This is a genomic window from Azospira sp. I13 (assembly GCF_003112695.1).
Lineage (GTDB): Bacteria > Pseudomonadota > Gammaproteobacteria > Burkholderiales > Rhodocyclaceae > Azospira.
In genome coordinates, this window is record NZ_BFBP01000013.1 from 25,683 (window position 1) to 48,961 (window position 23,279).

Here is a 23,279-nt window from a genome sequence, read left to right on the forward strand (position 1 = left end):
TCCCCTGAAGGAGTGTTGCATGTTCAAGCCTTACCTCATCCTGGCCGCCCTGCTCAGCCTGGGCAGCGCCGCCGTCCAGGCCCAGGGCTGGGAGATTCCCAAGCCCACCCCGGGCCTGATGCCCAACGCCGCCCAGGGCAAGGCCCTCTTCGCCAGGAACTGCGCCAGCTGCCACGGCGCCGACCTGCAAGGGGTGGATCAGGGGGAGAAGAAAGGCCCGCCCCTGCTGCACAAGATCTACGAGCCGGCCCACCACGGCGACGTGGCCTTCCAGCTGGCGGTGCGCCACGGCGTGCGCGCCCACCACTGGCCCTACGGCAACATGGCGCCGGTGCCGGGCCTGAGCCCGGACGAGGTGGCCCATATCACCGCCTACGTGCGGGCCGAGCAGCGCAAGGTGGGCATCCAGTAAGGCTCTGGGGCGGCCGTCAGGCGGCCGGAGGCGGGGCTTCTGGTTCGGCCACGCTGGCCACCCGGTTGCGGCCCTCTTCCTTGGCCCGGTAGAGCTGGGCGTCGGCCAGGCGTACCGCCTGGTCCATGTCTTCCTGGGCCGGGGTGGCCAGGGCAACGCCGACGCTGATGGTCACCTGGCGGTCCACCGGTGGCGTGCTGGCGGCAATGCCGGCGCGGATTTTCTCCGCCACCCGGCCGGCATCCTGCCAGCCGGTTTCCGGCAGCAGCACCATGAATTCCTCGCCCCCCACCCGGGCCACGAAATCGCTCTCCCGTACCAGGCCACGCAGTTCGTTAGCCACATGGCGCAGTACCTGGTCGCCGCCGGCGTGGCCCAGGGTGTCGTTGATGCGCTTGAAGAAATCGATATCCAGCATCAGCAGGCCGTAGCCCCGGCCGTGGCGTTTCATGCGCAGGAATTCGCTTTCCAGCCGTTCATTGGCGGCGAAGCGGTTGGCCAGTCCGGTGAGGGCGTCGCGCCGCGCCAGCTGGTGCAGTTCCGCGTTGGCGTCGGCCAGGGCCGCAGTGCGCTCGGCCACCTTGCGCTCAAGCTGCGCATTGCTTTCTGCCAGGGCCTCCTGATGCTGCAGCAGGGCGTCGGCCATGCCCTGCAGGGCACCCGCCAGGTGGCGGATTTCCAGGGGGGCGTCCTCCACTTCCAGGCGGGTCTTTTCGTCCCCCGCCTCGATGCGGTGGGCCAGCCCGGCCAGGCGTTCTAGGGGCCGGCTGAGGCGGGAGGCGCTCCACCAGGCGAGGACCAGAAAGAGCAGGCCGGCTCCTGCCAGGGAGAGTAGCACCACCCGCTGCAGGGCCTGCACGTCGGCCAGGGTCCGTTCCCTGGGTTGGCGGACGACGATGCGCCAGCCCAGGGTCTGACCGGGAATGAATTCCCGCACCGGGGCCATGGCGGTGACGTAGGGCGTACCGCTGCCCCAGTCATGGATGGCATAAGCCTGGGCGTTGAAGATGCCGGGTTTGGGGGCCAGCAGGGCCTTGTCCTGGCCTTCGGGGTAGATCACCACGTCGTCCTGGTTGACGATGAAGATATCCAGAGCGTCCTCCACGGCGTCGTGGGGCGTCATCACCTGGACCACGTCGCCGGCCCAGCGCCAGTGGGCGTGGGCCGCCAGGACGCCACGGAGGTTGCCGTGGTCGTCCCGCACCGGCGAGGCGAAGTCGATGAAACGCACTGGCCCCTGGCCCTCCGCCGAGGGTAACAGCTTGGCCAGCAGCAGTGCTTCGTGGAGGTCGCCGAAGAAGGCGCCTTGCAGGCCGTGGATGAACCAGGGGCGTTTCTTGACGCTCTGGCCCACCAGAAGATCGCCGGTGGCAGCTCGCACGGTGCCCTGGGGATCGGCCAGACCGATCCAGGAGTACTGGGGGTAGGATTTTTGCACCCGTTCCAGACTGTTCTGGAATTCCGGGCTGTCGAGGGGGGCGCGGCGATAGAGGGGCGTCTGGGCCAGCAGTTCGATTTCCCGCTGGCGCTCCCGCAGGTTTTCCCCCAGTACGGCGGAGACGGCGGAAGCCAGGTCCCCCATGGCCCGGCCCCGGTCGCCGATCAGCTGGGCGGCGTAGATGTGATTCAGGTAGAGATAGGTCGGTAGACCCAGGGCCAGCACCAGCCCGATGAAGAGCAGGGCCAGGCGGTTGCGGAAACTGTTGGGCAGGAGCGGCATGGCAGGGGGCCGGATTCCGTGAGGGAAAATGTTGTGTTGGGGGCAGTGCCCATCTACTGCCTATTTGACCACGACGCCATTCCCTCGCCTAGGCCGGGCTGAGGTATCGGCCGGTATCGCCCGGGGCGTCCCGGAGGCCGGCTGGGTGCTGCTTTCTCCCCTTCTGGCCCGGGCTTTTTGTCGCCAGCGCCACAGGCCGGTGAGCAACAGCAGCCCCGGCAGCAGGCCGGCCAGGGCGACCAGCAGGCGGCCGGTGAGGCCGAAGGCTTCGCCGTTGTGCAGGGGGTGGAGCCAGTTGAAGAAGGTGTCGGCGCCGCTGTCCCAGCGCGCTTCCCGTACCGCCAGCACTTCTCCCCGTTCGGCGTCGATCCAGATCAGACTATGGGGAAAGCGCCGGCTGGGGTCGCCGGGCTGGTAGAGGCGCAGGCGGTAGAAGCCCCCACCGGCGGCCGGGGTTTCCAGCCAGCGTACCTCGGCGTCGGGCAGGGTGGCCTGGGCGATGCGCAGGGCCTGTTGCGGCCCGATGAGTACGGCGCCATGTTCGGCCACCGGCCGGGGGCCGGCGTCCACCGGCGAGAACCGGGCCAGCAGGGGCTTGAACCAGCCTGGCTGTTCCAGCACGGCACCGGTGACGGTGAGGAGCAGCAACAGGGGCAGGCCGTAGATGCCGGGCAGCACGTGCAGGTCGTAGATGCGGCGGGGGCCGGACGGGCCCAGGCGGGGGCGCAGGGCGGCCTTTAGGCGACCTCGGGCCGGCCACCACAGCAGCAGGCCGATGAGGATGAGGGCCAGCAGGGCCAGGGCGGCGAGGCCGAGAATGAGGCGGCCGTTGCGGTCCAGCAGCAGGTTGAAGTGCAGGTCGTAAATCCAGGTGGCGGCGTAAGTGCCCCAGAAGCGTTCCTGGAGGATGGCCGGGCGATAGGGATCCACCGTCACCATGAGGGGCGCGAAGTCCCGCGCCGCCGTTTCCTCCGGCTGGTAGTAGCGGGCCTGCAGGGGCTGTTGCGGCGTCAGGGGCAGCTCCAGACGCCAGCTGCCGTGGCGCTGGGGGTGGGCGGTCTGCAGCAGGGCGACGATGTCGTCCAGGCTGCGGGGCTGGCCGATGGTGGCCTGGAGTTGCTGTGGCGGGTTGAGGGCCCGGTCTGCCTCGACGTAGAACACCAGCAGGGAACCGGTGGCGCCGAGGAGGGTGAACAGCAGCCCCAGGCCCAGGCCCAGCCAGCGGTGCAGGGCGGTCAGGGCGGCGCGCTGGCGCCGCGTCAGGCGGGCCAAGGGCGGTGGTCCTCAGGCAAGGCGGGCGGGGCTCAGAACTTGACGTTGATGGCGCCGTACACCGTGCGGCCGTCGCCCGGGGCGTGCATGTCCTTGACGGTGTTGTCGTACCACCAGACGTACTCGTAGTAGCGGTCGGCCAGGTTCTTGATCTGGAAGTCCAGGGTGGTGTCGGCCCGCAGGCGGTAGCTGGCGGAAAGGTTGATCAGGTTGTAGCCGCCGTACTTGCCGGTGCTGTTGCTGCGCTCCAGGAAGTAGCTGCTCTGGCCGTTGGCCCAGAGGGAGAGCTTCAAGTCTTGAGTGGCCTGGTAATCGGCCCCCAGGGAGTAGAGGCGGTGGGGTACGTGGTCCACTTCCATGCCCTGGGTTTCCGGCCGGGCCTTTTCGGCCTGGGTGATGATCGCCCGTTGCAGGGCAACGCCGCCCCACAGGCGCCATTGGGCGCCGACCTTGGCGGAGAGTTGCAGGTCCAGGCCGCGGCGGCGGGTGTTGCCGATGTATTCGGAATCGTTGGCGGCGCCGTTGAGAACGCGGCGGGCCTCGTTGCTGGCCTTCTGCTCCCACAGGGCGATGCGGCCTTCAACACCGGCGATGGGGGCCAGCTTGAGGCCGGTTTCCCAGCCGTCGTTCACCGAAGGCTCCATGTCGCTTGTGCGGTTCACCTTGTAGGTGCCGGTGCCGACGCCCACCTGGAAGGTGCGGCCGGCGTTGGCGTAGAGGCTGTAGCGGGGGTCCGGGGTGTAGACCACGCTGAACTTGGGCTGGCCGATGGTGCCGTAGTCGTTCACGTCGTAGGCCTTGCCGGTGACCTGATTGGTGTAGCCGCCCCGCAGGGTATCCACCCGGTAGGCGGGAATCAGCTTCCATTGCGGCGTCGGCTGGATGACGGCCTGCAGGTAGGCGCCGTAGATGTCCAGGTCGAAGTCCTGCTTCCAGCGGGTGGCGGTGCGCAGGCGGTTTGTGGTGAGGTAGCGCTCGCTGTGGTTCTGCTGCCACTGGGCGTCGAGGCCGCCCTCGATGGCCACCGAATGAGCCCAGCTGACCTGGGGCCGGTAGGTGAGGTTGGTGAGAAAGCCGTACTGGGTTTCATCGGTCAGGCGTTCCTGCTGGGAGGCGGCGACAGAGAAGCGTACCCAGCGCTTGTCGGTGTAGTCGTTCATGTAGGCCCGGGCGGTCCAGAACAGCTGCTCGTCGAGGGCCGTTTCAAGATGGGCGCTGAGCTGGTTCATGCGCCGCACGCCGCCGTCCGTGGCGTTGTGGGGGCGGGACTGGTCGGGGTTCTGGCGGGCCTCGGCGGCGGTCAGGTAGCCCGGTTCCTGGGCTTCGCTTTCGTAGTGGCGGGCGATCAGGCCGATGCGGGTGCTACTGCCCTCGGGGGTGAGAAACCACTTGCCGGCGAAGGAAGACTTCTCGCCCAGGCTGTGGTCCCGCTGGCCGCTGCCGCGCTGGGTGGCGAGGAAGTAATTCTGGGAGAAGCCGTCCTTCTCGATGCCCTTGGACAGCTGCACCTCGCTGCTGCCGAAGCTGCCCACGCCGGCCCGCAGCTGGGTCTCGTTGCCGCCCACCCGGGTGACCACGTTGGCGCTGCCGGCGATGGCGTGGAGACCGTAGCGGGCGTCGTTGGTGCCCCGCACCACCTCGATGGCGTCGATGTCCTGGGAGAAGATCATGTCCAGGAAGGGCATGTTGCCGTCGTTGCCGTTGCTCGGAATGCCGTCGATGAGCAGCTTCACCGCGTTGATTTCACCTTCGCCGTTGAAGCCACGGATGGAAAACTTGCCGCCCCAGTTGCCCTGGCCGAAGTTGGTCACCATGGCGCCGGGCACCAGGCTGAACAGCTCCCAGGCGTACTTGGTGTTGCGGTTCTCCAGGGCATCGCCTCCCAGCACGTCCACCGAGCTGAGAATGCGGCGGGCCGGCAGGGGGCCTTCTTCGCCGCCGCGCACCACCACCTCGCCGAGAGTCAGGGAGGGGTCGGCAGCCGGGGCGGCATGGAGCGCCGGGGCGGCCAGGAGAGTGGCCAGCAGGGACAGGCGGAGGGCGAAGGGCGGGCACATGACGAGGCTCGGAAGCGTGGAAAGGCCCGGATTATAGGAGGACGTACGGGTACGCCTCCTGCGGCAAAATGACGCAGGGAGCGCGAATATTCCTTCGTAATATCAGTGCATTAGCGTTTTGTGATAGAGCAATGCCGGTACCGAGGGCAGGCGTTGCAGGCAGTAGGCCGGGGCTTTGTGGGAGAATATAAGACATAGCTAATTTTCAATCCTTCCCGCAACGAGGAGCTTCCCATGTTCATTCCCGCCCACGAACTGGTGCTGGCCGCCAAGGCCACCGTCAGCGAAATTCCCCCTGCCGAGGCGGCCGCCTGGCTGGCCGGCAGTGCCGCCACGAGCGCCCTGGTGCTGGACGTGCGGGAAGCCGATGAATTCGCCCAGGGCCACCTGCCCGGGGCCATCAACATTCCCCGGGGGCTGCTGGAATTCCGCATTTCCAATGATACGGGCCTGCAGGACGTGGCCCGGCCGATCCTCCTTTATTGCAAGACCAGCGGCCGTGCCGCCCTTTCCGCCGTGGCCCTGCAGGCCATGGGCTTCACTGCGGTGCGCTCCGTGGCTGGCGGCTTTGACGCCTGGGCCGCTGCCGGGCTGCCGGTGGCCCGGCCCGAGGCCATCTCCTTCGAGTGAGGCGGGCGCCATGATGCTTGCGCAAGCGATGCGGCTGACGGCGGAGGAAGACCTCGCCGCCCTGCCCCGGGCCAATGAGGTCAGCCTGATCCTGGAGCACCTGGATTTTGCCGATGCCGAGGTCCTCGAGCTGGGCTGTGGCAAGGCCGACAAGACGCGGCAGATCGCTGCCGCGGCCCCAGTGCGGCGCATTCGCGCCCTGGAAGTGGATGCCGTTCAACATGCCCGCAACCTGGCGGGCGAGTGTCCGCCCCGGGTGGATTTTCTCCAGGCCGGTGCCGAGGCCATTCCTGCCGAAGACGGCAGCGTCGATATCGTCATGATGTTCAAGTCCCTGCACCACGTGCCCGTGGCCGCCATGGATCAGGCCCTGGCGGAAATCGTCCGGGTGCTGCGGCCCGGTGGCGTGGCCTGGATTTCCGAGCCGGTGTTTGCGGGGGAGTTGAACGAGGTGATGCGCCTCTTTCACGATGAACAGACGGTGCGCCAGGCGGCCTTCGATGCCATCCGCCGGGCCGTGGCGGCTGGCCAGCTGTCCCTGGAACGGCAGTTGTTCTTCCGTACCAGCAGCCGCTATGGGAATTTCGCGGACTTCGAAGCCCGCATGATCCGGGTCACCCACACCGAGCATCGTCTTTCGCCGGCCCTGCTGGCGGAGGTGGAACGGCGCTTCTCGGCCCACCTGGGCCCCGATGGCGCCGAGTTCTTCAGCCCCCAGCGGGTGGATATGCTGATCAAGCCGCGTTAGCCGCGGGCCGGGCCTTGTTGCCCGGGGTCTGTCAAAAATAGTTTACGTCGTTATAATAATTAACGTCGTAAACTATTTTGGCAGTGATCACCATGGACGAAACGCTTCCCGCCGAACCGGGTCGCCGCGAGCGCAAGCGGCAACAGTTGCAGGACCATCTGGCCCAGACCGCCTGGGCCCTCTTCGAGGCCGACGGCTTCGAGGCCGTGACCATGGAGCGCATCGCCGATGCGGCGGATATTTCCAAGGTCACCCTGTACAAGCACTTCCCGGTCAAGGAAGCCTTCCTGCCCTATCTCTTCCACCAGGAGCTGGCTGCCGCCTGGCCGGCCATCCGCGGCCAGTTGGCCGCGGTGCCGCCGGGGCGCCCCCGTCTGGAGCGTTTCTTCGCCCTGCAGGCCGAATGGTGCGAACGCCGTCGTCCCTATCTGCTGGCCTATGTGCGCCAGCGTCTCACCGACAAGCGGGACCCCGCCAAGGCGGGCGAGGGGCGCAGCGGCATGGATCGCATGTTTGCCGAAATGATTGCCGAAGGGCAGGAGGCGGGCCTCTTCCGCCGCGACCAGACGCCGGCCCTGCTCGCCCACTACCTGCAATTTGCCCACCTGGCTGCCATGCTGCGCTGGCTGACCCAGCCCGGCGTGGCCCTGGCCGACGCCCTGCAGCAGATGCTGGACCTGATCTGTGACGGCATGGGGAGCCCGCGATGAACGACACCGTCCTGCTCGATTCGGAGGCTGCCGGCGAAGCCCCCTTGGCCGAAGTGGGCGGCAAAGCCCGTTACCTGGGCCTGCTGACCCGCTACGGTTTGCCGGTGCCGCCCTTCCTGGTCATTCCGGCCAGCTGGAGCCGCCAGCGCCGCGAGGACTTCCCCGCAGCGTTGCGGCAGCAGCTGGCGTTGGAACTGGCCAGCCGGGGCTGGCTGGAACAGCCCCTGGCGGTGCGTTCCTCCGCCGTCGGGGAGGATTCCGGCGACGCTTCCTATGCCGGCATTTTCGTCTCCCGCCTCAATGTGCAAGGGCTGGAGGCCGTGGCGGGGGCGGTCACGGAGGTGTGGGCTTCCCTCGACAGCGCCGCCGCCCGGGCCTACCGCCAGAAGCTGGGCTTGGCCGACGACCAGGCCATGGCCGTGGTCATCATGCCCCTGCTGCCGGCCCGGGCCGCCGGTATCGCCTTCAGCTGTGATCCCCGCAGCGGTCGTGGCGACCGCATGGTGGTCCACGCCAATTGGGGCCTGGGCGAATCCCTGGTGGGCGGCGAGGCGGAGGGCGATGAATACGTCTTCGGTGAAGATGATTGCGACCAGTGGCGCCTGCTGACGCAACGCCTGGGCAGCAAGGCCGTGCAGCGCCTGCCCCTGGCCGCAGGCGGGACGGCGGCCCAGCCGGTGCCGACGACCCGGGCCGCGGCACCGGTGCTGGACCGGGCCGCGGCGGAATGCCTGGCTGCCCTCCTCTACGATGCGGCCATTGCCCTGGATTACGTCACCCCCTTCTATGATCTGGAATGGGTGTGGGATGGCGTCCGGTTCTGGCTGACCCAGGCCCGGCCGGTGACCCGCCGGCCCCACCATACCTACCCGGCCCTGCAGGATCAGCCGGCGCTGTGGACCCGAGGGAATACCGGGGAAATCATGCCCGACCCCCTTTCCCCCATGGACTGGAGCTTTTCCCGGCGTGGAGTGAATCACCTGCTGGAACAGGGTTGGGCCGTGGCCGGCGCCACCCCCTTGCCCGGGGCGCAGCGGGCCGGCCAGTTTGCCGGGCGGCTGTACCTGGAGGCGGCCATCATGCAGTGGGAAGCCTGGGATGCCATCGGCCTGGCCCCGGAGCGCTTCAATGCCCTGATGGGCGGCCACCAGCCGGTCATCCGGGTGGCGCCGCCCCGCCGGGCAGATCGCTGGCGGCACCTGAGCAACACCCTGCGCTACGTGATGCGTGCCCCGGCCATGCGCAAGCGTGGGGAGGCAGAGGTGGTCCAGGCCCATAGCCTGGCCCGACAGCTCCTCGCGGACCCGTTGCCGGATAGTGCCGCCGCCATCAGCGCCCAGCTCTACCGGCTTTTGCAGCCGGCCCGGCAGGCCCGCGGCATGTTGTTTCTGCAAGGCTCCGGCGGTGGCGGCCTGTCCCTGCTGCTGGGCACTCTGGAGCGCCACTTCCCCGGCGAGAGCGAGGCCCTGGGGGCTGCCCTCCTGGCCGTGGGGGAACCCAGCGTCACCGCTCGCCAGGGCTATGCCCTGCTGGAACTGGCCAGCCTGGCCAAAGCCATCGGCTTCGACCGCCCCTGGCGTGACGATCCCCGTTTTGCCGAGGCCCTCGCGGCCTTCCTGGCGGAATACGGCCACCGGGGTCATTACGAGACCTATCTGCGCAACCCCCGCTGGTGGGAGCAGCCGGAGGCCATCCTGGCCCAGTTGCCGGCCCTGGCCGAGGTGGACAGGGACGCCATCCGCCAGCGCCAGCGCCGGGCAGCGGATGATGCCTGGCAGCGCATCCGGCGCCGTGTGCCGTGGTGGCGTCAGGCCCTGATCCGGGCTCAGGTGAAAATGGCCAATCGGGAATGCAACCAGCGGGAGAGCGCCCGCAGCGGCCTCATCGCCCTGCTGGCGGCCGGCCGCAAGCTTTGGCTGGGCGCCGCTGAGTTGATGGTGCGGGGCGGTCAGCTACGTCGGGCGGAGGACATTTTTCTACTGCTGCCCCATGAGGCAGCCCGCGCCCTGAGCGGCGAGATCGGTCCCCTGGGGCTGCAGGCCCGGGTGGCGGCCCGGCAGGTACGCTTTGATGGGTGGCTGACGGAGACGCCCGTGGAGTGGTTCAGCCTGACCCCGGCCGGCCAGCATCAGGTGGCTGAGGCGCACCATCCTGCCTCGGGTCACCCGAGCGGTCGCAACGGCGAGGGCGATGCCTGGCGGGGCGTGGCGACCGGTACCGGCGTGGTGCGGGGCCGGGCCCGCATCCTGCGCCATCCGGCGGAAGGGGATCGGCTGCAACCTGGCGAGATTTTGGTAGCGCCTTCCACCGACCCGGGCTGGACGCCCCTCTTCCTCAAGGCCGGCGGCCTGGTGGTGGAGACCGGCGGCTATCTTTCCCACGCCGCCATCGTTGCCCGGGAGTTCGCGCTGCCGGCGGTGGTTAATCTTCCCGGGATCGTCGCCACCCTGGCCGATGGCGACGAGATCGAGGTGGATGGCTACAGCGGCAGCGTGCGCCGCCTGGCCCAGCCGAGGGAGGGCTGAACTCCGAACGACGGCGGTCTAGAAGGCGTAGCCGAACTTCAGGCCCAGGCCCAGGGCCGTGTTACCGCTCATGGTGGCGCGCAGGGTATCCGGTGTGCCGGTTTCCAGATACGCGTCCCCCAGCTTGAGGTAGCTGATGCCGGCGGTCACCCGCATCCGGTCCTGGGTGTAGATGGCGGCCAGGGTGATGCCCCGGCGGCCATTGACCGGGGACAGGGGGGAGCTGAGGGGCGTGGTGCGCCCTTCGTAGGTGGCCGAGAGGGCGGCGGACCACTGGTCGTTAAGGCGGCGCCCCAGGCCCAGGGTCCAGGTCCGGGTGTCCTTCAGATCCACCAGGCCTTCTCCGGTGACCGCGAGAAAGTGGCTGGGGTCGGCCCTGAACTCGGACCAATTGACCCAGCGCAGGTGGGCAAAGAGCAGGGTGTCGGCAGCAATGCCGGTCTGAAAATCCAGATTGACGGCCCGGGGCAGGTTGATGGCGGTGGTGGAATTGCCGTTCAGCTGAGCCAGGGGCGCGCTTTCCCGGGTGGTGAATTCGTGCTTGATGGCCCCATGGTAGGTGGCGGCGAAGCGCAGGGCGATCTCCCGCTTTTCCAAGGCGATGCCAAGTACCGGGCTGACCGTGGTGTCGCGCCTGAGCTGCATCTGATAGCCGCTGACCGGTCCGTAGGCCAGCCCCTTCAACTGCACGTGGGCCGAGGAACTCTGCACCCGGGCGCCACCGTGAACGCTGAAGGAGTCGTTGAGGCGGTAGCGGGCCAGGCCCATCAGCCCTTGGGAACTGACATCCACCGAGGTGCCGCCGAGCATCGGTGAGCCCTGGCCATAGGCCATCTTGGCGCCGAAGGTTTCATCGGCGACCAGCGCCAGTGACAGCCGCTCGGTGGCATCCACCTTGAGACTCAGGCTGGGCAGGAAGTAATCGCCCCCCACATCGCCGGTTCGTCCACCCAGCAGGTCGGTTCCCCGTACCCGGGGAGAAACGTGGCTGACCGAAACCTCGAGATAATGCCCGGATTCGAACAGGGCGCCCAGATCCTGCCCGGTGCGATCAAGGCCACCGGCGATGGCGCTGGAGGTGCCGGCCATGCACAGCCAGACCAGGCTCCGCGTCTTCTTCAACATACTCATTGTCCCCTTGTTATATCGTTTTGATGTTCAAACACATACCAACCGGCCGCGACCACCGGTCTTGGCGCCATAGAGTGCCGCATCGGCCCGGATCATCAGGCTCTCCAGGGTTTCCCCGGGTCGCCGGGTCGCCAGGCCGCTACTGAAATCGATGGGGAATCCCAGCTGTTCGCCGATGCCCGGCAACCGTTCCCGCAGGTGCTGGTCGATGGCCTGGGCGGATTCGGCAGTACTGCCGGGCAGCAGCAGGGCGAATTCCTCGCCGCCAATGCGGGCCGCCAGGTCGTTGGCCCGCCGGTGCTCCAGGATCAGCCGGCCGACGGCCTGCAAGGCCCGGTCGCCGGCCTCGTGGCCGTGGGTGTCGTTGATCTTCTTGAAGAAGTCGATATCGAACATCAGCAAGGCCATGGGCTGGTCGATACGGTTGGCATTGGCGATGAGGGGCTGGCCCACCTCAATCCAGCCGCGGCGATTGAACAGCCCGGTCATGGCATCGGTCACCGCCTGTTGGTGCAGGGCAATTTCAGCCTCTTCATGCCAGCCGCCGAGTACGGCGTAGTTGATCATCAGGGGCAGCAGATTGGTGGTCAGCATTGCCGCCACATTCCAGGGATGGGGCGTCAGGAAGCTGGGATAAAGGTCCGTGAAGGCGCCGAGAAATCCCCGGCCGAAGGTGAGCACGGCCATGCTGACGGTACCCAGGGCGATCACCAGCCGCCAGTTGCCGCGCAGGGCCGTGCGGGGGGCAAAGCAGGCCAGGGCGAGCAGCAGCAACTGGGCCGCAAGGAGAAAATTGGACCAGCCGACGCGCCAGCCGTAGTGACTGAACATGAGGCCGTAGCCGATGGGGGTCAGCCAGGCCAGGAGGGTCACCGTCTTCTCGCCGCGCCGGGGCCCGAGCCAATGCACCAGGGCGCGGAAGAGCAGCCAGTGGGTGGCTGCGAAGCCTCCGACGGAGAGCGTCGAGAGCACTCGATCCGTCAGGGTTTCCGGCCAGAAGTTGGAGGTGATCATGCAGACCCAGCTCAAGGCATGCACGGCCACGCTCCAGCGGGCAGCATTGGCCGCCGGACCCGGCCGGGCACCAATCACTGCCGCGCTGACCAGGGCCAGGACGATGATGTTGGCGACCGTCACCGCAAGCAGGGTGTTGATGTCGAGGTTCATGCTGTTTTACGGACTTCTGCCAAACCCGATGTTTGCAGAATGGCGGGTATGACGTGATTGTTCCGGTAAGTCGTGGCTGGGAGTACGGCCCGCCTCGTCTGTCTCAAGAATATTCACAATGGATATGGAGTATCGCATAGGGCACCCGCCCATCGGGCGGCCCGGAATGCTGCCGAGAATCGAGGAGAACGCTGTCAGGGGGTGTGGCTTAATGGCGTGCCTGCTTCCCTATGAGCAGAGGCGGCGGCGGGCGAGAATGTGGTGTGCGCAAAGCGGGAATCACGGCTATAACCAAAGGGAGGGGAGCGGAGATGTTCTGCCAACGTCGTCCTCGGTATCTCGTTGTATCGGGGTGCCTGTCCTTTGGGAGTGAAAAATGACCAAGAATGCCTTGAAAATGATGCTTTCCGCCGTTGCCTTGGGGTTGCTGTCGGCCTCATCAGTGGCCTTTGCCGAAGACTCTCCCGTTTATGGCAGCCAGTTGATGACCAATCAGGAACGTATCGAACATCGCAACAAACTGCGTGCGGCCAAGACTGATGAAGAGCGTGAGCAAGTCCGGTTGCAGCATCATGAACAGATGCAGTTGCGTGCCAAGGAGCAAGGGGTGACTTTGCCCGATGCACCGCCTGCCCAGGGAGCCGGCCAAGGCCGCCGCATGGGCCCGGGGGGCGGAATGGGACCCGGTGGTGGGATGGGGCCAGGCCGCAACCGCTAAGCCCTGATCGTGGATCAGCGCGGTGGAGGCGGCCTCCATCGGGTTCAGTGCACCGCCTTGCCGCTGCGGAAGAGAAGCTGACCCGGGCATGAAAAAGCCACGCCTGAGCGTGGCTTTTTCATGGGAGCCGTTTACGACGGCGCGCCAGTCTCAGTAGGGCACCAGCGATGGAATGGGTTTACACCACTCCAGCCGTATGTGCCTGCTGATCTGCCCAATAACTCGAACGAACCATGGCACCGCAGGCAGCCCCGGAAAATCCCATTTCCTTGGCTTTGGCCTCGTACATCTTGAACACGTCGGGGTGGACGTAGCGTTGTACCGGCAGGTGGTGGTTGGAGGGTGCCAGGTATTGGCCGATGGTCAGCAGTTCCACGTCGTGGGCCCGCAGGTCGCGCATGACCTCGAGGATTTCCTCGTCGGTCTCGCCCAGGCCCACCATCAGGCCGGACTTGGTCGGCACCTGGGGATAGCGGGCCTTGAACTGCTTGAGAAACTGCAGGGAATGTTCGTAATCGGCACCGGGGCGGGCCTGCTTGTAGAGGCGGGGTACGGTTTCCAGGTTGTGGTTGAGCACGTCGGGCAGGCCCTGGCCGAGGACATCCACCGNNNCACGGAAGTCGGGCACCAGGGTCTCGATGGTGGTGGTCGGGGAGGATTCGCGCACCGCCTTGATGACGTCCACGAAGTGCTGGGCGCCGCCGTCCCGCAGGTCGTCCCGGTCCACGCTGGTGATGACCACGTACTTGAGCTTGAGCTTGGCGACGGAGTCGGCCAGGTGGGCCGGCTCCTGGGGATCGGGGGGCAGGGGCTTGCCGTGGCCCACGTCGCAGAAGGGGCAGCGGCGGGTGCAGATGTCGCCCAGGATCATGAAGGTGGCGGTGCCGCGGCCGAAGCACTCGCCGATGTTGGGGCAGGCGGCCTCTTCGCACACGGTGTGCAGCTTCTGTTCCCGCAGCAGCTGCTTGATTTCGCCGAAACGGCCGGCGTCGTTGCCAGCCTTGACGCGGATCCAGCTGGGCTTCTTCAGGGTCTCTTCCACCGGCACGATCTTGATGGGAATCCGGGCGGTCTTCAGTTCGCCTTTTTGCTTGACGCCGCGTTCGCTGCTCATTGAGTCTTCTCCAGTTGTGCCACGAGATGCCGGGTGAGGTCTGCCGTCGCTTGTGGCAGGGTCCGAGCCACACCCAGGTCCTTCAGTTGGGTCACCGGCATGCCGGCGTACCCGCAGGGGTTGATCGCCTGGAAGGGCGACAGGTCCATGTCCACGTTGAGGCTGACCCCGTGGTAGCTGCGGCCGTTGCGGATGCGCAGACCCAGGGCCGCCACCTTGGCCGGGCCCACGTACACGCCGGGGGCGCCGTCGTGACGTTCGGCAACGATGCCGTATTCGGCGAGCAGGTCGATCACCGCCTGCTCAATGCGGTTCACCAGCTCCCGCACCTTGAGGTTGCGCCGGGGCAGGTCCAGCAACAGGTACACCACCGCCTGGCCGGGGCCGTGGTAGGTGACCTGGCCGCCCCGGTCGATCTTCACCAGGGGAATGCCGATGTCCCGCAACACGTGTTCCGGCTTGCCCGCCTGGCCCAGGGTGTAGACCGGTGGGTGTTCCACCTGCCACAGCTCGTCCGGGGTTTCCGGGGTGCGTTCGGCGGTGAAGGCCTGCATGGCTTCCCAGGTGGGCACGTAGTCTGCCCGGCCCAGGTTGCGGATGACCAGAGGGGAAATCACTTAGGGGATGCCCTGCAACTGCCTAGAGGACGACCTTTACCAGGGGGTGCCCCGACAGCTCCCGGTAGAGGTTGTCGAGCTGGTCCTTGGAGGTGGCAGTGACGGTACAGGTGAGGGAAATGTAGGTGCCCTTGCTGGAGGGGCGCATTTCCATGGAGGCGCCGTCGAATTCCGGGTCGTGCTTCTGCACCACGGTGAGAATGGTCTGGGCGAAATCCACTTCCATCTTGCCCATGATCTTGAGGGGGAAGGCGCAAGGGAATTCGAGCAGGGTTTCCTGCCGGGTCTGGGGCGCGTCGGGATTCTCGGGGGTGTTCGGGGTCTGGCTCATGGGGTTCTCTTGCTCGATTCGGCTCAGGCGTCGGCGCGGCGCATCACCTGATTCTTGAAGTCCTGGTACAGCGCATTCATGCGGGCGGCCAGGGGGCCGGGCCTGCCGTCGGCCACGGGGGCGTCGTCGATGCGGGTGATCGGCAGCACTTCCTTGGTGGAGGATGTGACCCAGACCTCGTCGGCGCTGCGGAGTTCCGCTTCTGCCACCGGACGTACCTGGGTTGGAATGCCATTGGCCGCCGCCAGTTCCAGCACCACGTCGTAGGTGACGCCGGGCAGGATCAGATTGCTTTTGGGCGGCGCCAGGATCACCCCGTCCTGCACCACCAGCACGTTGGAGGCGGAACCTTCCATCACCAGGCCATCTCGCAGCAGGATGGTCTCCGTGCAGCCAGCAGCGGCGGAGAGCTGGCGCAGTAGCACGTTGGCGGCCAGGGAAACGGTCTTCAGGTCGCAGCGCAGCCAGCGGAAATCCTCGGCGGTGAGGGCCGTGCCCCCCGTCGCCAGCAGTTCGGCGGAAGGCGTCGGCAGGCGGTCGGCGTAGGCGAAGACGGTGGGCGGCACCGGGGGCTTGGGGAAAGCCTGGTCGCGCACCGGGGCAGCGCCGCGGGTGACCTGCAGGTAAACGCCCTGGTCCTCGCTGCCGTGATCGTTGACCAGGCGCTGCACTACTTCCGCCCACTGCTCCCGAGTGAGGGGATTGGCCAGCTGCAGGGCTGCCAGGGTGCGCTCCAGGCGCTCCAGGTGCTGCTGCAGACGGAAGGGGCGGCGGGAATAGACCGGGATCACCTCATAGGCGCCATCGCCGAAGAGAAAGCCCCGGTCCATGGGAGAAATGCGGGCCTCGTCCAGGGGCAGGTAATTGCCGTTCAGGTAGGCCTGCATAGTCTTCTCCTCAGCTTATTTGAACCACAGCTTGATGCTGTCGATGCCGCGGCCGAGGATGCCGGCCACCGGCACGGTATCCAGGGCCACCACCGGGTAGTCGCCGTAGGGCTTGCCATCCAGGGTCACCTTCATGGTGCCCACGACCTGGCCCTGGCTGATGGGGGCCACCAGCGGCTGCACGGATTCCAGCTGGGCCTGCACCCGGTTGCCGTAGCCCTTGGGCACGGCGAGGATGAAGTCGTTGAGGAAGCCGGCCCGCAGGGTGTTCTCCTTGCCCTTGTAGATTTTCAGGCTGGAGATGGTCTGGTTCTTGGCGTAGAGCTGCACGGCATCGTAGTACTGGAAGCCGTGGTTGAGCAGCTTGAGGGATTCCTGGGCGCGCAGGGTGTCGTTTTCAGCGCCCAGCAGCACCGACAGCAGGCGGCGCGGACCGCGCTTGGCGGAGGAAATGAGGCAGTAGCCGGCAGCGTCGGTGTGGCCGGTCTTCACCCCGTCCACGCTGGGGTCCAGCCACAGCAGGCGGTTGCGGTTGGGCTGGGTGATGTTGTTATAGCGGAATTCCTTCATGGAGTAGTACTTGCCGTACTCCGCCGGGAAGTCGCGGATGATGGCCGTGGCCAGGGTCCCCAGATCCCGGGCGGTGGCGTAGTGCTGGGGATCGGGCAGGCCGGTGGCGTTCATGTAGTGGCTGTTCTTCATCCCCAGGCGGGCCGCCTCCTGGTTCATCATCTCGGCGAAGCGTTCCTCCGAGCCGGCGATGGCTTCGGCCAGGGCGATGCAGGCATCGTTGCCGGACTGCACGATCATGCCCTTGATCAGGTCTTCCACCGGCACCTGGGTGCCCACCTTGATGAACATCTTGGAGCCGCCGGTGCGCCAGGCCTTTTCCGAGACCAGCACGCCCTGGTCCAGCTTCAGCACCCCCTGCTTGAGGGCGGCGAAGGTCAGGTAGGCCGTCATCAGCTTGGTCAGGGAAGCCGGCTCCATGCGCTGCTCGGCGTTCTGGGAGGCCAGGGTCTGGCCCGAGCCGGTTTCCAGCAGCAGCCAGGATTTGGCGGCCAGATCCGGGGCGGGCGGCAGCTGTTGGGCGACGGCGGGGCCGGCCAGGAACAGGGCGGCCAGGCCGGTCAGGAAAGTCGTGCGGACGAAGGCGAAACGAGTGGTGCGGGCAAACATGCCGGTCAGGCTCCAGCGGGAGAAAAGCGCTTGATTATAGCGCAGGGGCAGGCCCCCGGCCGGCCGTCCGGGGCCGTAACCGGGGGGGCTTAGGGACTTGCCGCAGTACGGCGCCCCCCCGACGAGTGCGCACCGAGGCGGTGCGTTATAATCGCCGCTGTCAGGTTTGAGTCAGGTTTCTGACCCTGGCGTGACAATCTGGCGGCTGCTTCCCCGCAAGCCGCATCCCGACTGCCTTTTCCTCGCATTTCCGGGTGATGCCTGCGCCGTTGCGCGCGGGCACAGGGGAGCGGCTTTGCCCGGTGGCATAGCCTTTGCTGAAAGCTCACCATGAAAACCAAGATCACTCTCTCCTGTCTGCTGGCGCTGCTGCTCTGCGGCGGCGCCAGCGCCGAGACCTACAGCCTGGACCAGCTTCTGGAACTGGCCCGCAGCGGCAACCGGGGCCTGCAAGCCTCCCGGGACGCCGTGGACGCGGCCCGGGCCGGCATCGCCACGGCCGGCGCCTTCCCCAATCCGGAAATCGAATACCAGAGCGGCGACGCCAAGGCCCGGATGGCTGGCGCCACTCCCGGCAACGTCAAGGCCGTGACCTTCACCCAGCGCCTTGACCTGCCCTGGGTACGTTCCGCCCGCATCGACGCCGCCGGTGCCAACCTTGACGCCACCAGTGCCGCCAGCCGGGGCTTCGAGCACGAGGTGCTGGCCGCCGTGAAGCTGGGCTACTACGAGGTGCTGCGGCGCCAGGCCGAACTCAAGGCCGCCCAGGAAGACCAGTCCCTGATGGAAGCCATCCGTAAGCGGGTCAACGTGCGGGTGGAAATTGGTGAGGCGCCCCGTTATGAGCTGATCAAGGCTGACGCCGAACTGCTCAACGCCCAGAAGGCCAGCCAGAGCGCCGTGCTGCGCCTGGCCCAGGCCAAGGCCGTGCTGCGCCGTAACGTCGGCGGCAGCCTGCCGGAGAGCTTTGACGTGCCCTCCCTGTCGGCCCTGCCCGAATCCCCGGGCAGCCTTGGCGCCCTGCGCCAGACCCTGCTGCAACGCAGCCCTGACCTGGCCCAGGCCCGCGCCCAGGTGGCCCAGGCCGAACACCAGCTGGACTTGCAGCGCCGCCTGCGCACGCCGGAACTGGCCCTCAAGGCCAGCAGCGACACCGACCCGGACCTGAAGACCTCCCGGGTCGGCATCGCCGTCACCATTCCCCTGTGGGACCGCCGCTCCGGCCCCATCGGCGAGGCCGGCGCCAATCTCTCCCGGGCCCGCAACAGCCTCGAGCAGTTGGAATTTGGCCTCGGCCAGGGGCTGGAGAACGCCTACCAGCAATACCAGATCGCCAGCGCCCAAGTCACTGCCCTGGAGCAGGGCATCGTGCGCCAGGCCGAAGCCGCCCTGAAGGTGGCCGAATCGGCCTACCGCTTCGGCGAGCGGGGCATTCTCGATTACCTGGATGCCCAGCGGGTGTACCGCGCTGCCCGTAACGAACTGATTGCCGCCCGCTACGAACTGCGGGCCGCTGCCGTGGAAATCGAACGGCTCACCGGCGCCCTGGCGCATTCTCCCCAAGAGGAAAAATGATGTTGTCCGCTCCCGTGAATTGCTCCGGCCGCACGCCTGCTTCCGCCTATTTCTCTCCCCGCCGTCCGTCGCGCCTGGCCGCCCTGCTGCTGGTAGCCAGCGTGACCCTGCTCGGCGCCTGCGGCAAGGAAGCGCCGCCGGCGGCAGCCGCGCCGGTGGACCCCAACCTGGTCAGCGCCGCCGAAGGCTTGCAGGCCCAGCTCAAGGTGGTCCCGGTGGGTGCCGTGCCGGTCAGCGAAACCCTGCGGGTGGCCGGTCGCCTGGATTTCGACGAACAGCGCATCGCCCGCATCGGCGCCACGGTGACCGGCCGGGTGACCCAGATCAGCGGCCAGTTGGGCCAATCCATCAAGGCCGGCGAGCCCCTGGCGGTAATCAATTCGACGGTGCTGGGGGAAGCCCAGCTGGCCTTCCTCAAGTTCAACGCCCGGGCCTCTCTGGAGCGCCGCAACGTGGAGCGGGCGCAGCAGCTGTTCGCTGCCGACGTCATCGGTAAGGCCGAACTGCAGCGCCGCGAGAATGAGGCGGCGGTGACCGAGGCTGAGCGCCAGGCAGCTGAAGACCAGCTGCGGGTGCTGGGTATGAGCCCGAAGGACATCGCCGCCCTGGCCGGCCGCGGCACCATCAACTCCCTGACCCCGGTGGTGGCCAGCATTCCCGGCACCCTGGTGGAGCGCAAGGTGACCCAGGGCCAGGTGGTGGAACCGGCCGACGCCCTGTTCACCGTGGCTGACCTCTCCCGTCTGTGGGCCGTGGCCGACGTGCCGGAGCAGCAGGCCGCCCTGGTGCGCACCGGCCAGTCCGTCGCCCTGGAGATTCCTGCCCTGGCCGGCGAACACCTGACCGGCAAGCTGATCTACATCAGCGATACGGTGAATCCGGAAACCCGCACCGTTCTGGTGCGCACCGAACTGGAAAACCCCGAGCGCCGCCTCAAGCCGGCCATGCTCGCCACCATGGTCATCGCCGGCAAGGCCCTGCCCAAGCTGGCGGTGCCCGCTGCCGCCGTGGTGCGGGAGGACAACAACGAATTCGTCTTCGTGCAGATCGCGCCGAGCCAGTACCGCCTCACCCCGGTGGTGCTGGGGGCCGAAACCGGCGGCGTGCGCCCGGTGCAGTCCGGCCTCAAGGAAGGCGACCCGGTGGTGGTGGAAGGCGCCTTCCACCTGAACAACGAACGCAAGCGCAAGGAGCTGGAAGGCGCGTGATTGCTGCCTTTCGCCGACCCTGCCGCCAGAACGCAGTAACCACGCCATTCTTCCCGTGCCCATGGTGAAGAATGGCTTGCTGATTGCCTCTCCGGGCATCGAAGGAATGTCATGATCGAATCCCTGATTCGCGCCGCCCTCAAGCAACGCCTGATCGTCGTCGTCATCGCCGTGGCCCTGCTGGCCTTCGGCCTGGACGCGGCGCGCAAGCTGTCGGTGGATGCCTTCCCCGACGTCACCAACATTCAGGTGCAGATCGCCACCGAAGCGCCGGGCCGCTCCCCCGAAGAGGTGGAGCGCTTCGCCACGGTGCCCCTGGAAATCGCCATGACCGGCCTGCCCGGCCTGACGGAAATGCGCTCCCTCAACAAGCCGGGCCTTTCCCTCATCACCCTGGTGTTCACCGACAGCACGGATGTCTATTTCGCCCGCCAGCTGGTCATGGAGCGCCTGCTAGAAGTGGGCTCGCGCCTGCCCGCCGGCATCACTCCGGTGCTCGGCCCGGTCTCCACCGGCCTGGGCGAAATCTACCAATACACGCTGGAGCGAGCCGACGACGGCCAGCGCGCCCTCACCCCGGAAGAGCTGACCCAGCGCCGCATTGCCCAGGACTGGGTGGTGCGGCCCCTGCTGCGCTCCATCTCCGGCGTGGCGGAAATCAATTCCCAGGGCGGCTTCGTCAAGCAGTACCAGGTGCTGGTGAACCCGGACCGGCTGCGCCACTACAAGCTGACCATTGCCGATGTGTACCAGGCGGTGGGCCGCAACAACGCCAACTCCGGCGGCGGTGTGCTACCTCACTATGCCGAGCAGTACCTGATCCGCGGCGTCGGCCTGGTGCGGGATCTGGACGATATCCGCTCCATCGTGCTGAAGGAGAAAGACGGCGTGCCGGTATACGTGCGCGACGTGGCGACGGTGGATCTGGGCCATGCGGTGCGGGAAGGTGCCTTGGTCAAGAATGGCGTCACCGAATCCGTCGGCGGCGTGGTGATGATGCTGGCCGGCGGCAACGCCAAGCAGATCGTCGGCCGCATCCAGGAGCGGGTGAAGGACATCAACGACAAGGAGATGCTGCCCGGCGGTCTCAAGATCGTGCCCTACTACGACCGCTCGGAACTGGTGGATGCGGCCCTGTGGACCGTCACCAAGGTGCTGATCGAGGGCGTCTTCCTGGTGGTCCTGGTGTTGCTGCTGTTCCTCGGCGACCTGCGCTCCTCCATCATCGTCGTCGCCACCCTGGTGCTGACACCCCTGCTCACCTTCATGGCCATGAACAAGATCCACCTCTCGGCCAACCTGATGTCCCTGGGGGGGCTGGCCATCGCCATCGGTCTGATGGTGGACGGCTCGGTGGTGGTGGTGGAAAACGCCTTTGCCTACCTGGGGCGCAAGGCAGAAACCGGCGAGTCGCGCATCCGCATCATCTTCAACGCGGTGACGGAAGTGGCGACGCCGGTGATCTTCGGCGTCGGCATCATCATCCTGGTGTTCCTGCCCCTGATGACCCTGCAGGGCATGGAGGGCAAGATGTTCGCGCCCCTCGCCTACACCATCGCCATCGCCCTAGCGGTCTCCCTGGTGCTCTCCCTGACCCTCTCGCCGGTGCTCTGCTCCTATCTGCTGAAGGTGCCGCCGGGCCAGGGCGACCACGACACCCGGCTGATCGCCGCCATGAAGCGGCCCTACATGAAAATGCTCAACTGGTCCCTGGGCAACGGCAAGAAGACCGTCATGGTCTCCGTCGGCGTCTTCGTCGCCACCCTGGCCATCCTGCCCTTCCTCGGCACCTCCTTCATTCCCGAAATGAAGGAAGGTTCCGTGGTGCCGGGCATCAACCGGGTGCCCAACATTTCCCTCGATGAATCCATCAAGATGGAAATGCAGGCGATGAAGCTGGTGATGGAAGTGCCGGGCGTCAAATCCGCCGTTTCCGGCGTCGGTCGCGGCGAATCGCCGGCCGATCCGCAAGGCCCCAACGAATCCACCCCCATCGTCAGTCTCAAGCCCCGCAGCGAGTGGCCCTCCGGCTGGAATCAGGACGATATCGCCGAGGCCATGCGCGACAAGCTGAAGGCCCTGCCCGGGGTGCAGATTGTCATGGCCCAGCCCATTTCCGACCGGGTGGATGAAATGGTTACCGGGGTACGTTCCGACATCGCCGTGAAGGTCTTCGGCGACGATCTGGACACCCTGAAGAAGAAGGCCGAGGAAATCGCCAAGGTGGCCCAGTCCATCCAGGGCGCCCAGGACATGCGGGTCGAGCACATCTCCGGCCAGCAGTACCTGCTCATCGAGATAGACCGCCAGGCCATCGCCCGCCTCGGCCTCAACGCTGCCGACGTGCATGACGTGATCGAAACCGCCATCGGTGGCAAGGTGGCCACCGAGGTGTATGAGGGGGAACGCCGCTTCTCCGCCACGGTGCGTCTGCCGGTGGATTTCCGCAACAACGTGGAGGCCATCCGCCACATCCTGGTGAGCGCCCCCGGCGGCGCCCAGGTGCCTCTGGAGGCCCTGGCCGAAATCCGCCTGACCGACGGCCCGGCCCAGATCAGCCGCGAAACGGCCAAGCGCCGCATCGTGGTCGGTGTGAATGTGAAGGATCGTGACCTGGGCAGCTTCGTTGCCGAACTGCAACAGAAGGTGGCCCAGAAGGTGAAGCTGCCGGAAGGCTACTACCTGGAGTGGGGCGGCCAGTTCCAGAACATGGAGCGGGCCCTGGGGCACCTGACCATCATCATCCCCATCACCATCGGCGCCATCTTTTTCCTGCTCTTCCTGCTCTTCAAGTCGCTGCGCATGGCCAGCCTGATTATCCTGGTGCTGCCTTTCGCCTCCATCGGCGGCATCATCGGCCTGGCGGTGTCCGGCGAGTACCTCTCGGTGCCGGCCTCGGTGGGCTTCATCGCCCTGTGGGGCATTGCCGTGCTCAACGGGGTGGTGCTGGTATCCTATATCCGCAGCCTGCGCCAGGAGGGCATGGCCCTCATGGAGGCGGTGGTGAAGGGCGCCACCCTGCGCTTCCGCCCGGTGATGATGACGGCCACGGTGGCCATGCTCGGCCTCATCCCCTTCCTCTTCGCCACCGGTCCCGGCTCCGAGGTGCAGCGCCCCCTGGCCATCGTGGTCATCGGCGGCCTCATCACCTGCACCCTGCTGACCCTGGTGGTGTTGCCCACCCTCTACCGCTGGTTCGATGAAGAGCCGGTGGAGGCCTGATCCCATCCACCCACTTGCCCCTCCCGGCCCCAGGGCCGGGAGCTTTTGCCCTGAAC

19 protein-coding genes are annotated in these 23,279 nt (G+C 66.9%); 9 read left to right on the top strand and 10 right to left on the bottom strand.

Going from position 1 to position 23,279, the window contains the following annotated elements; all coding sequences use genetic code 11:
- Positions 1-19: 19 nt before the first annotated feature.
- The gene (locus AZSI13_RS12945) at positions 20-412 is read left to right on the top strand and encodes a c-type cytochrome (protein ID WP_109041596.1); all 393 of its coding nucleotides are present in this window, start codon (positions 20-22) and stop codon (positions 410-412) included.
- A 16-nt stretch (positions 413-428) separates the two neighbouring features.
- Here AZSI13_RS12945 and AZSI13_RS12950 read toward each other — a convergent pair whose 3' ends face one another.
- Genes AZSI13_RS12950 through AZSI13_RS12960 form a run of 3 tightly spaced genes read right to left on the bottom strand, consistent with a single transcriptional unit; the run spans position 429 to position 5,461 of the window.
- The gene (locus tag AZSI13_RS12950) at positions 429-2,132 is read right to left on the bottom strand and encodes a diguanylate cyclase (protein ID WP_109041597.1); all 1,704 of its coding nucleotides are present in this window, start codon (positions 2,130-2,132) and stop codon (positions 429-431) included.
- 60 nt (positions 2,133-2,192) lie between these two features.
- Entirely contained in the window at positions 2,193-3,404 is a 1,212-nt protein-coding gene (locus AZSI13_RS12955) for a PepSY domain-containing protein (protein ID WP_201262386.1), read from the bottom strand.
- Positions 3,405-3,436: 32 nt separating this feature from the next.
- Positions 3,437-5,461, bottom strand: a complete 2,025-nt coding sequence (locus tag AZSI13_RS12960) for a TonB-dependent receptor (RefSeq protein ID WP_109041598.1) — start codon at positions 5,459-5,461, stop codon at positions 3,437-3,439.
- Positions 5,462-5,695: 234 nt separating this feature from the next.
- Between AZSI13_RS12960 and AZSI13_RS12965 the strand changes: the two genes are divergently transcribed.
- The 4 genes from AZSI13_RS12965 to AZSI13_RS12980 all read left to right on the top strand — a co-directional run bounded on the left by AZSI13_RS12965 (position 5,696) and on the right by AZSI13_RS12980 (position 10,074).
- Positions 5,696-6,091 (top strand): rhodanese-like domain-containing protein, encoded by a 396-nt coding sequence (locus AZSI13_RS12965; protein WP_109041599.1) that lies wholly within the window; start codon positions 5,696-5,698, stop codon positions 6,089-6,091.
- A gap of 10 nt (positions 6,092-6,101) precedes the next feature.
- Positions 6,102-6,839 (top strand): class I SAM-dependent methyltransferase, encoded by a 738-nt coding sequence (locus AZSI13_RS12970; RefSeq protein WP_235609772.1) that lies wholly within the window; start codon positions 6,102-6,104, stop codon positions 6,837-6,839.
- A gap of 92 nt (positions 6,840-6,931) precedes the next feature.
- On the top strand, positions 6,932-7,549 hold the full coding sequence (locus AZSI13_RS12975) for a TetR/AcrR family transcriptional regulator (protein WP_109041600.1): 618 nt from the start codon (positions 6,932-6,934) through the stop codon (positions 7,547-7,549).
- The gene (locus AZSI13_RS12980; RefSeq protein ID WP_109041601.1) at positions 7,546-10,074 is read left to right on the top strand and encodes a PEP/pyruvate-binding domain-containing protein; all 2,529 of its coding nucleotides are present in this window, start codon (positions 7,546-7,548) and stop codon (positions 10,072-10,074) included. Before AZSI13_RS12975 ends, AZSI13_RS12980 begins: the two co-directional genes overlap by 4 nt.
- Before the next feature lie 18 nt (positions 10,075-10,092).
- On the opposite strand, the gene AZSI13_RS12985 is transcribed toward AZSI13_RS12980, so the two are convergent.
- The gene (locus AZSI13_RS12985) at positions 10,093-11,199 is read right to left on the bottom strand and encodes an OmpP1/FadL family transporter (RefSeq protein WP_165833517.1); all 1,107 of its coding nucleotides are present in this window, start codon (positions 11,197-11,199) and stop codon (positions 10,093-10,095) included.
- A gap of 33 nt (positions 11,200-11,232) precedes the next feature.
- Positions 11,233-12,372 (bottom strand): GGDEF domain-containing protein, encoded by a 1,140-nt coding sequence (locus AZSI13_RS12990; RefSeq protein WP_109041603.1) that lies wholly within the window; start codon positions 12,370-12,372, stop codon positions 11,233-11,235.
- A 376-nt stretch (positions 12,373-12,748) separates the two neighbouring features.
- Here AZSI13_RS12990 and AZSI13_RS12995 point away from each other — a divergent pair, with 376 nt between their 5' ends.
- Entirely contained in the window at positions 12,749-13,090 is a 342-nt protein-coding gene (locus AZSI13_RS12995) for a hypothetical protein (RefSeq protein WP_109041604.1), read from the top strand.
- A 178-nt stretch (positions 13,091-13,268) separates the two neighbouring features.
- Here AZSI13_RS12995 and lipA read toward each other — a convergent pair whose 3' ends face one another.
- Genes lipA through AZSI13_RS13020 form a run of 5 tightly spaced genes read right to left on the bottom strand, consistent with a single transcriptional unit; the run spans position 13,269 to position 17,218 of the window.
- Positions 13,269-14,204 carry a lipoyl synthase gene (gene lipA, locus AZSI13_RS13000; protein WP_109041605.1) on the bottom strand — a complete coding sequence of 312 codons (936 nt, stop codon included), beginning with the start codon at positions 14,202-14,204 and terminating at the stop codon, positions 13,269-13,271.
- Entirely contained in the window at positions 14,201-14,821 is a 621-nt protein-coding gene (gene lipB / locus AZSI13_RS13005) for a lipoyl(octanoyl) transferase LipB (protein ID WP_109041606.1), read from the bottom strand. The genes lipA and lipB overlap by 4 nt, the downstream gene beginning before the upstream one ends.
- Before the next feature lie 22 nt (positions 14,822-14,843).
- The gene (locus tag AZSI13_RS13010; protein ID WP_109041607.1) at positions 14,844-15,152 is read right to left on the bottom strand and encodes a YbeD family protein; all 309 of its coding nucleotides are present in this window, start codon (positions 15,150-15,152) and stop codon (positions 14,844-14,846) included.
- A gap of 23 nt (positions 15,153-15,175) precedes the next feature.
- Positions 15,176-16,039, bottom strand: coding sequence for a D-amino acid aminotransferase (locus AZSI13_RS13015; RefSeq protein WP_109041608.1), 864 nt, complete (start codon positions 16,037-16,039; stop codon positions 15,176-15,178).
- A 15-nt stretch (positions 16,040-16,054) separates the two neighbouring features.
- Entirely contained in the window at positions 16,055-17,218 is a 1,164-nt protein-coding gene (locus tag AZSI13_RS13020) for a D-alanyl-D-alanine carboxypeptidase family protein (RefSeq protein WP_109041609.1), read from the bottom strand.
- Positions 17,219-17,548: 330 nt separating this feature from the next.
- On the opposite strand from AZSI13_RS13020, the gene AZSI13_RS13025 reads away from it, so the two are divergent.
- The 3 genes from AZSI13_RS13025 to AZSI13_RS13035 all read left to right on the top strand — a co-directional run bounded on the left by AZSI13_RS13025 (position 17,549) and on the right by AZSI13_RS13035 (position 23,223).
- Positions 17,549-18,793, top strand: a complete 1,245-nt coding sequence (locus AZSI13_RS13025; protein WP_109041610.1) for a TolC family protein — start codon at positions 17,549-17,551, stop codon at positions 18,791-18,793.
- Positions 18,793-20,001, top strand: a complete 1,209-nt coding sequence (locus AZSI13_RS13030; protein WP_201262387.1) for an efflux RND transporter periplasmic adaptor subunit — start codon at positions 18,793-18,795, stop codon at positions 19,999-20,001. Before AZSI13_RS13025 ends, AZSI13_RS13030 begins: the two co-directional genes overlap by 1 nt.
- 111 nt (positions 20,002-20,112) lie before the next feature.
- Positions 20,113-23,223 carry an efflux RND transporter permease subunit gene (locus AZSI13_RS13035; protein ID WP_109041611.1) on the top strand — a complete coding sequence of 1,037 codons (3,111 nt, stop codon included), beginning with the start codon at positions 20,113-20,115 and terminating at the stop codon, positions 23,221-23,223.
- Positions 23,224-23,279: the final 56 nt, after the last annotated feature.

Coding starts and splice junctions, on each gene's coding strand:
- AZSI13_RS12945 (WP_109041596.1), top strand. CDS start 20: ATGTTCAAGCCTTACCTCATCCTGGCCGCCCTGCTCAGCCTGGGCAGC.
- AZSI13_RS12950 (WP_109041597.1), bottom strand. CDS start 2,132: ATGCCGCTCCTGCCCAACAGTTTCCGCAACCGCCTGGCCCTGCTCTTC.
- AZSI13_RS12960 (WP_109041598.1), bottom strand. CDS start 5,461: ATGTGCCCGCCCTTCGCCCTCCGCCTGTCCCTGCTGGCCACTCTCCTG.
- AZSI13_RS12965 (WP_109041599.1), top strand. CDS start 5,696: ATGTTCATTCCCGCCCACGAACTGGTGCTGGCCGCCAAGGCCACCGTC.
- AZSI13_RS12970 (WP_235609772.1), top strand. CDS start 6,102: ATGATGCTTGCGCAAGCGATGCGGCTGACGGCGGAGGAAGACCTCGCC.
- AZSI13_RS12975 (WP_109041600.1), top strand. CDS start 6,932: ATGGACGAAACGCTTCCCGCCGAACCGGGTCGCCGCGAGCGCAAGCGG.
- AZSI13_RS12980 (WP_109041601.1), top strand. CDS start 7,546: ATGAACGACACCGTCCTGCTCGATTCGGAGGCTGCCGGCGAAGCCCCC.
- AZSI13_RS12985 (WP_165833517.1), bottom strand. CDS start 11,199: ATGTTGAAGAAGACGCGGAGCCTGGTCTGGCTGTGCATGGCCGGCACC.
- AZSI13_RS12990 (WP_109041603.1), bottom strand. CDS start 12,372: ATGAACCTCGACATCAACACCCTGCTTGCGGTGACGGTCGCCAACATC.
- AZSI13_RS12995 (WP_109041604.1), top strand. CDS start 12,749: ATGACCAAGAATGCCTTGAAAATGATGCTTTCCGCCGTTGCCTTGGGG.
- AZSI13_RS13010 (WP_109041607.1), bottom strand. CDS start 15,152: ATGAGCCAGACCCCGAACACCCCCGAGAATCCCGACGCGCCCCAGACC.
- AZSI13_RS13015 (WP_109041608.1), bottom strand. CDS start 16,039: ATGCAGGCCTACCTGAACGGCAATTACCTGCCCCTGGACGAGGCCCGC.
- AZSI13_RS13020 (WP_109041609.1), bottom strand. CDS start 17,218: ATGTTTGCCCGCACCACTCGTTTCGCCTTCGTCCGCACGACTTTCCTG.
- AZSI13_RS13025 (WP_109041610.1), top strand. CDS start 17,549: ATGAAAACCAAGATCACTCTCTCCTGTCTGCTGGCGCTGCTGCTCTGC.
- AZSI13_RS13030 (WP_201262387.1), top strand. CDS start 18,793: ATGTTGTCCGCTCCCGTGAATTGCTCCGGCCGCACGCCTGCTTCCGCC.
- AZSI13_RS13035 (WP_109041611.1), top strand. CDS start 20,113: ATGATCGAATCCCTGATTCGCGCCGCCCTCAAGCAACGCCTGATCGTC.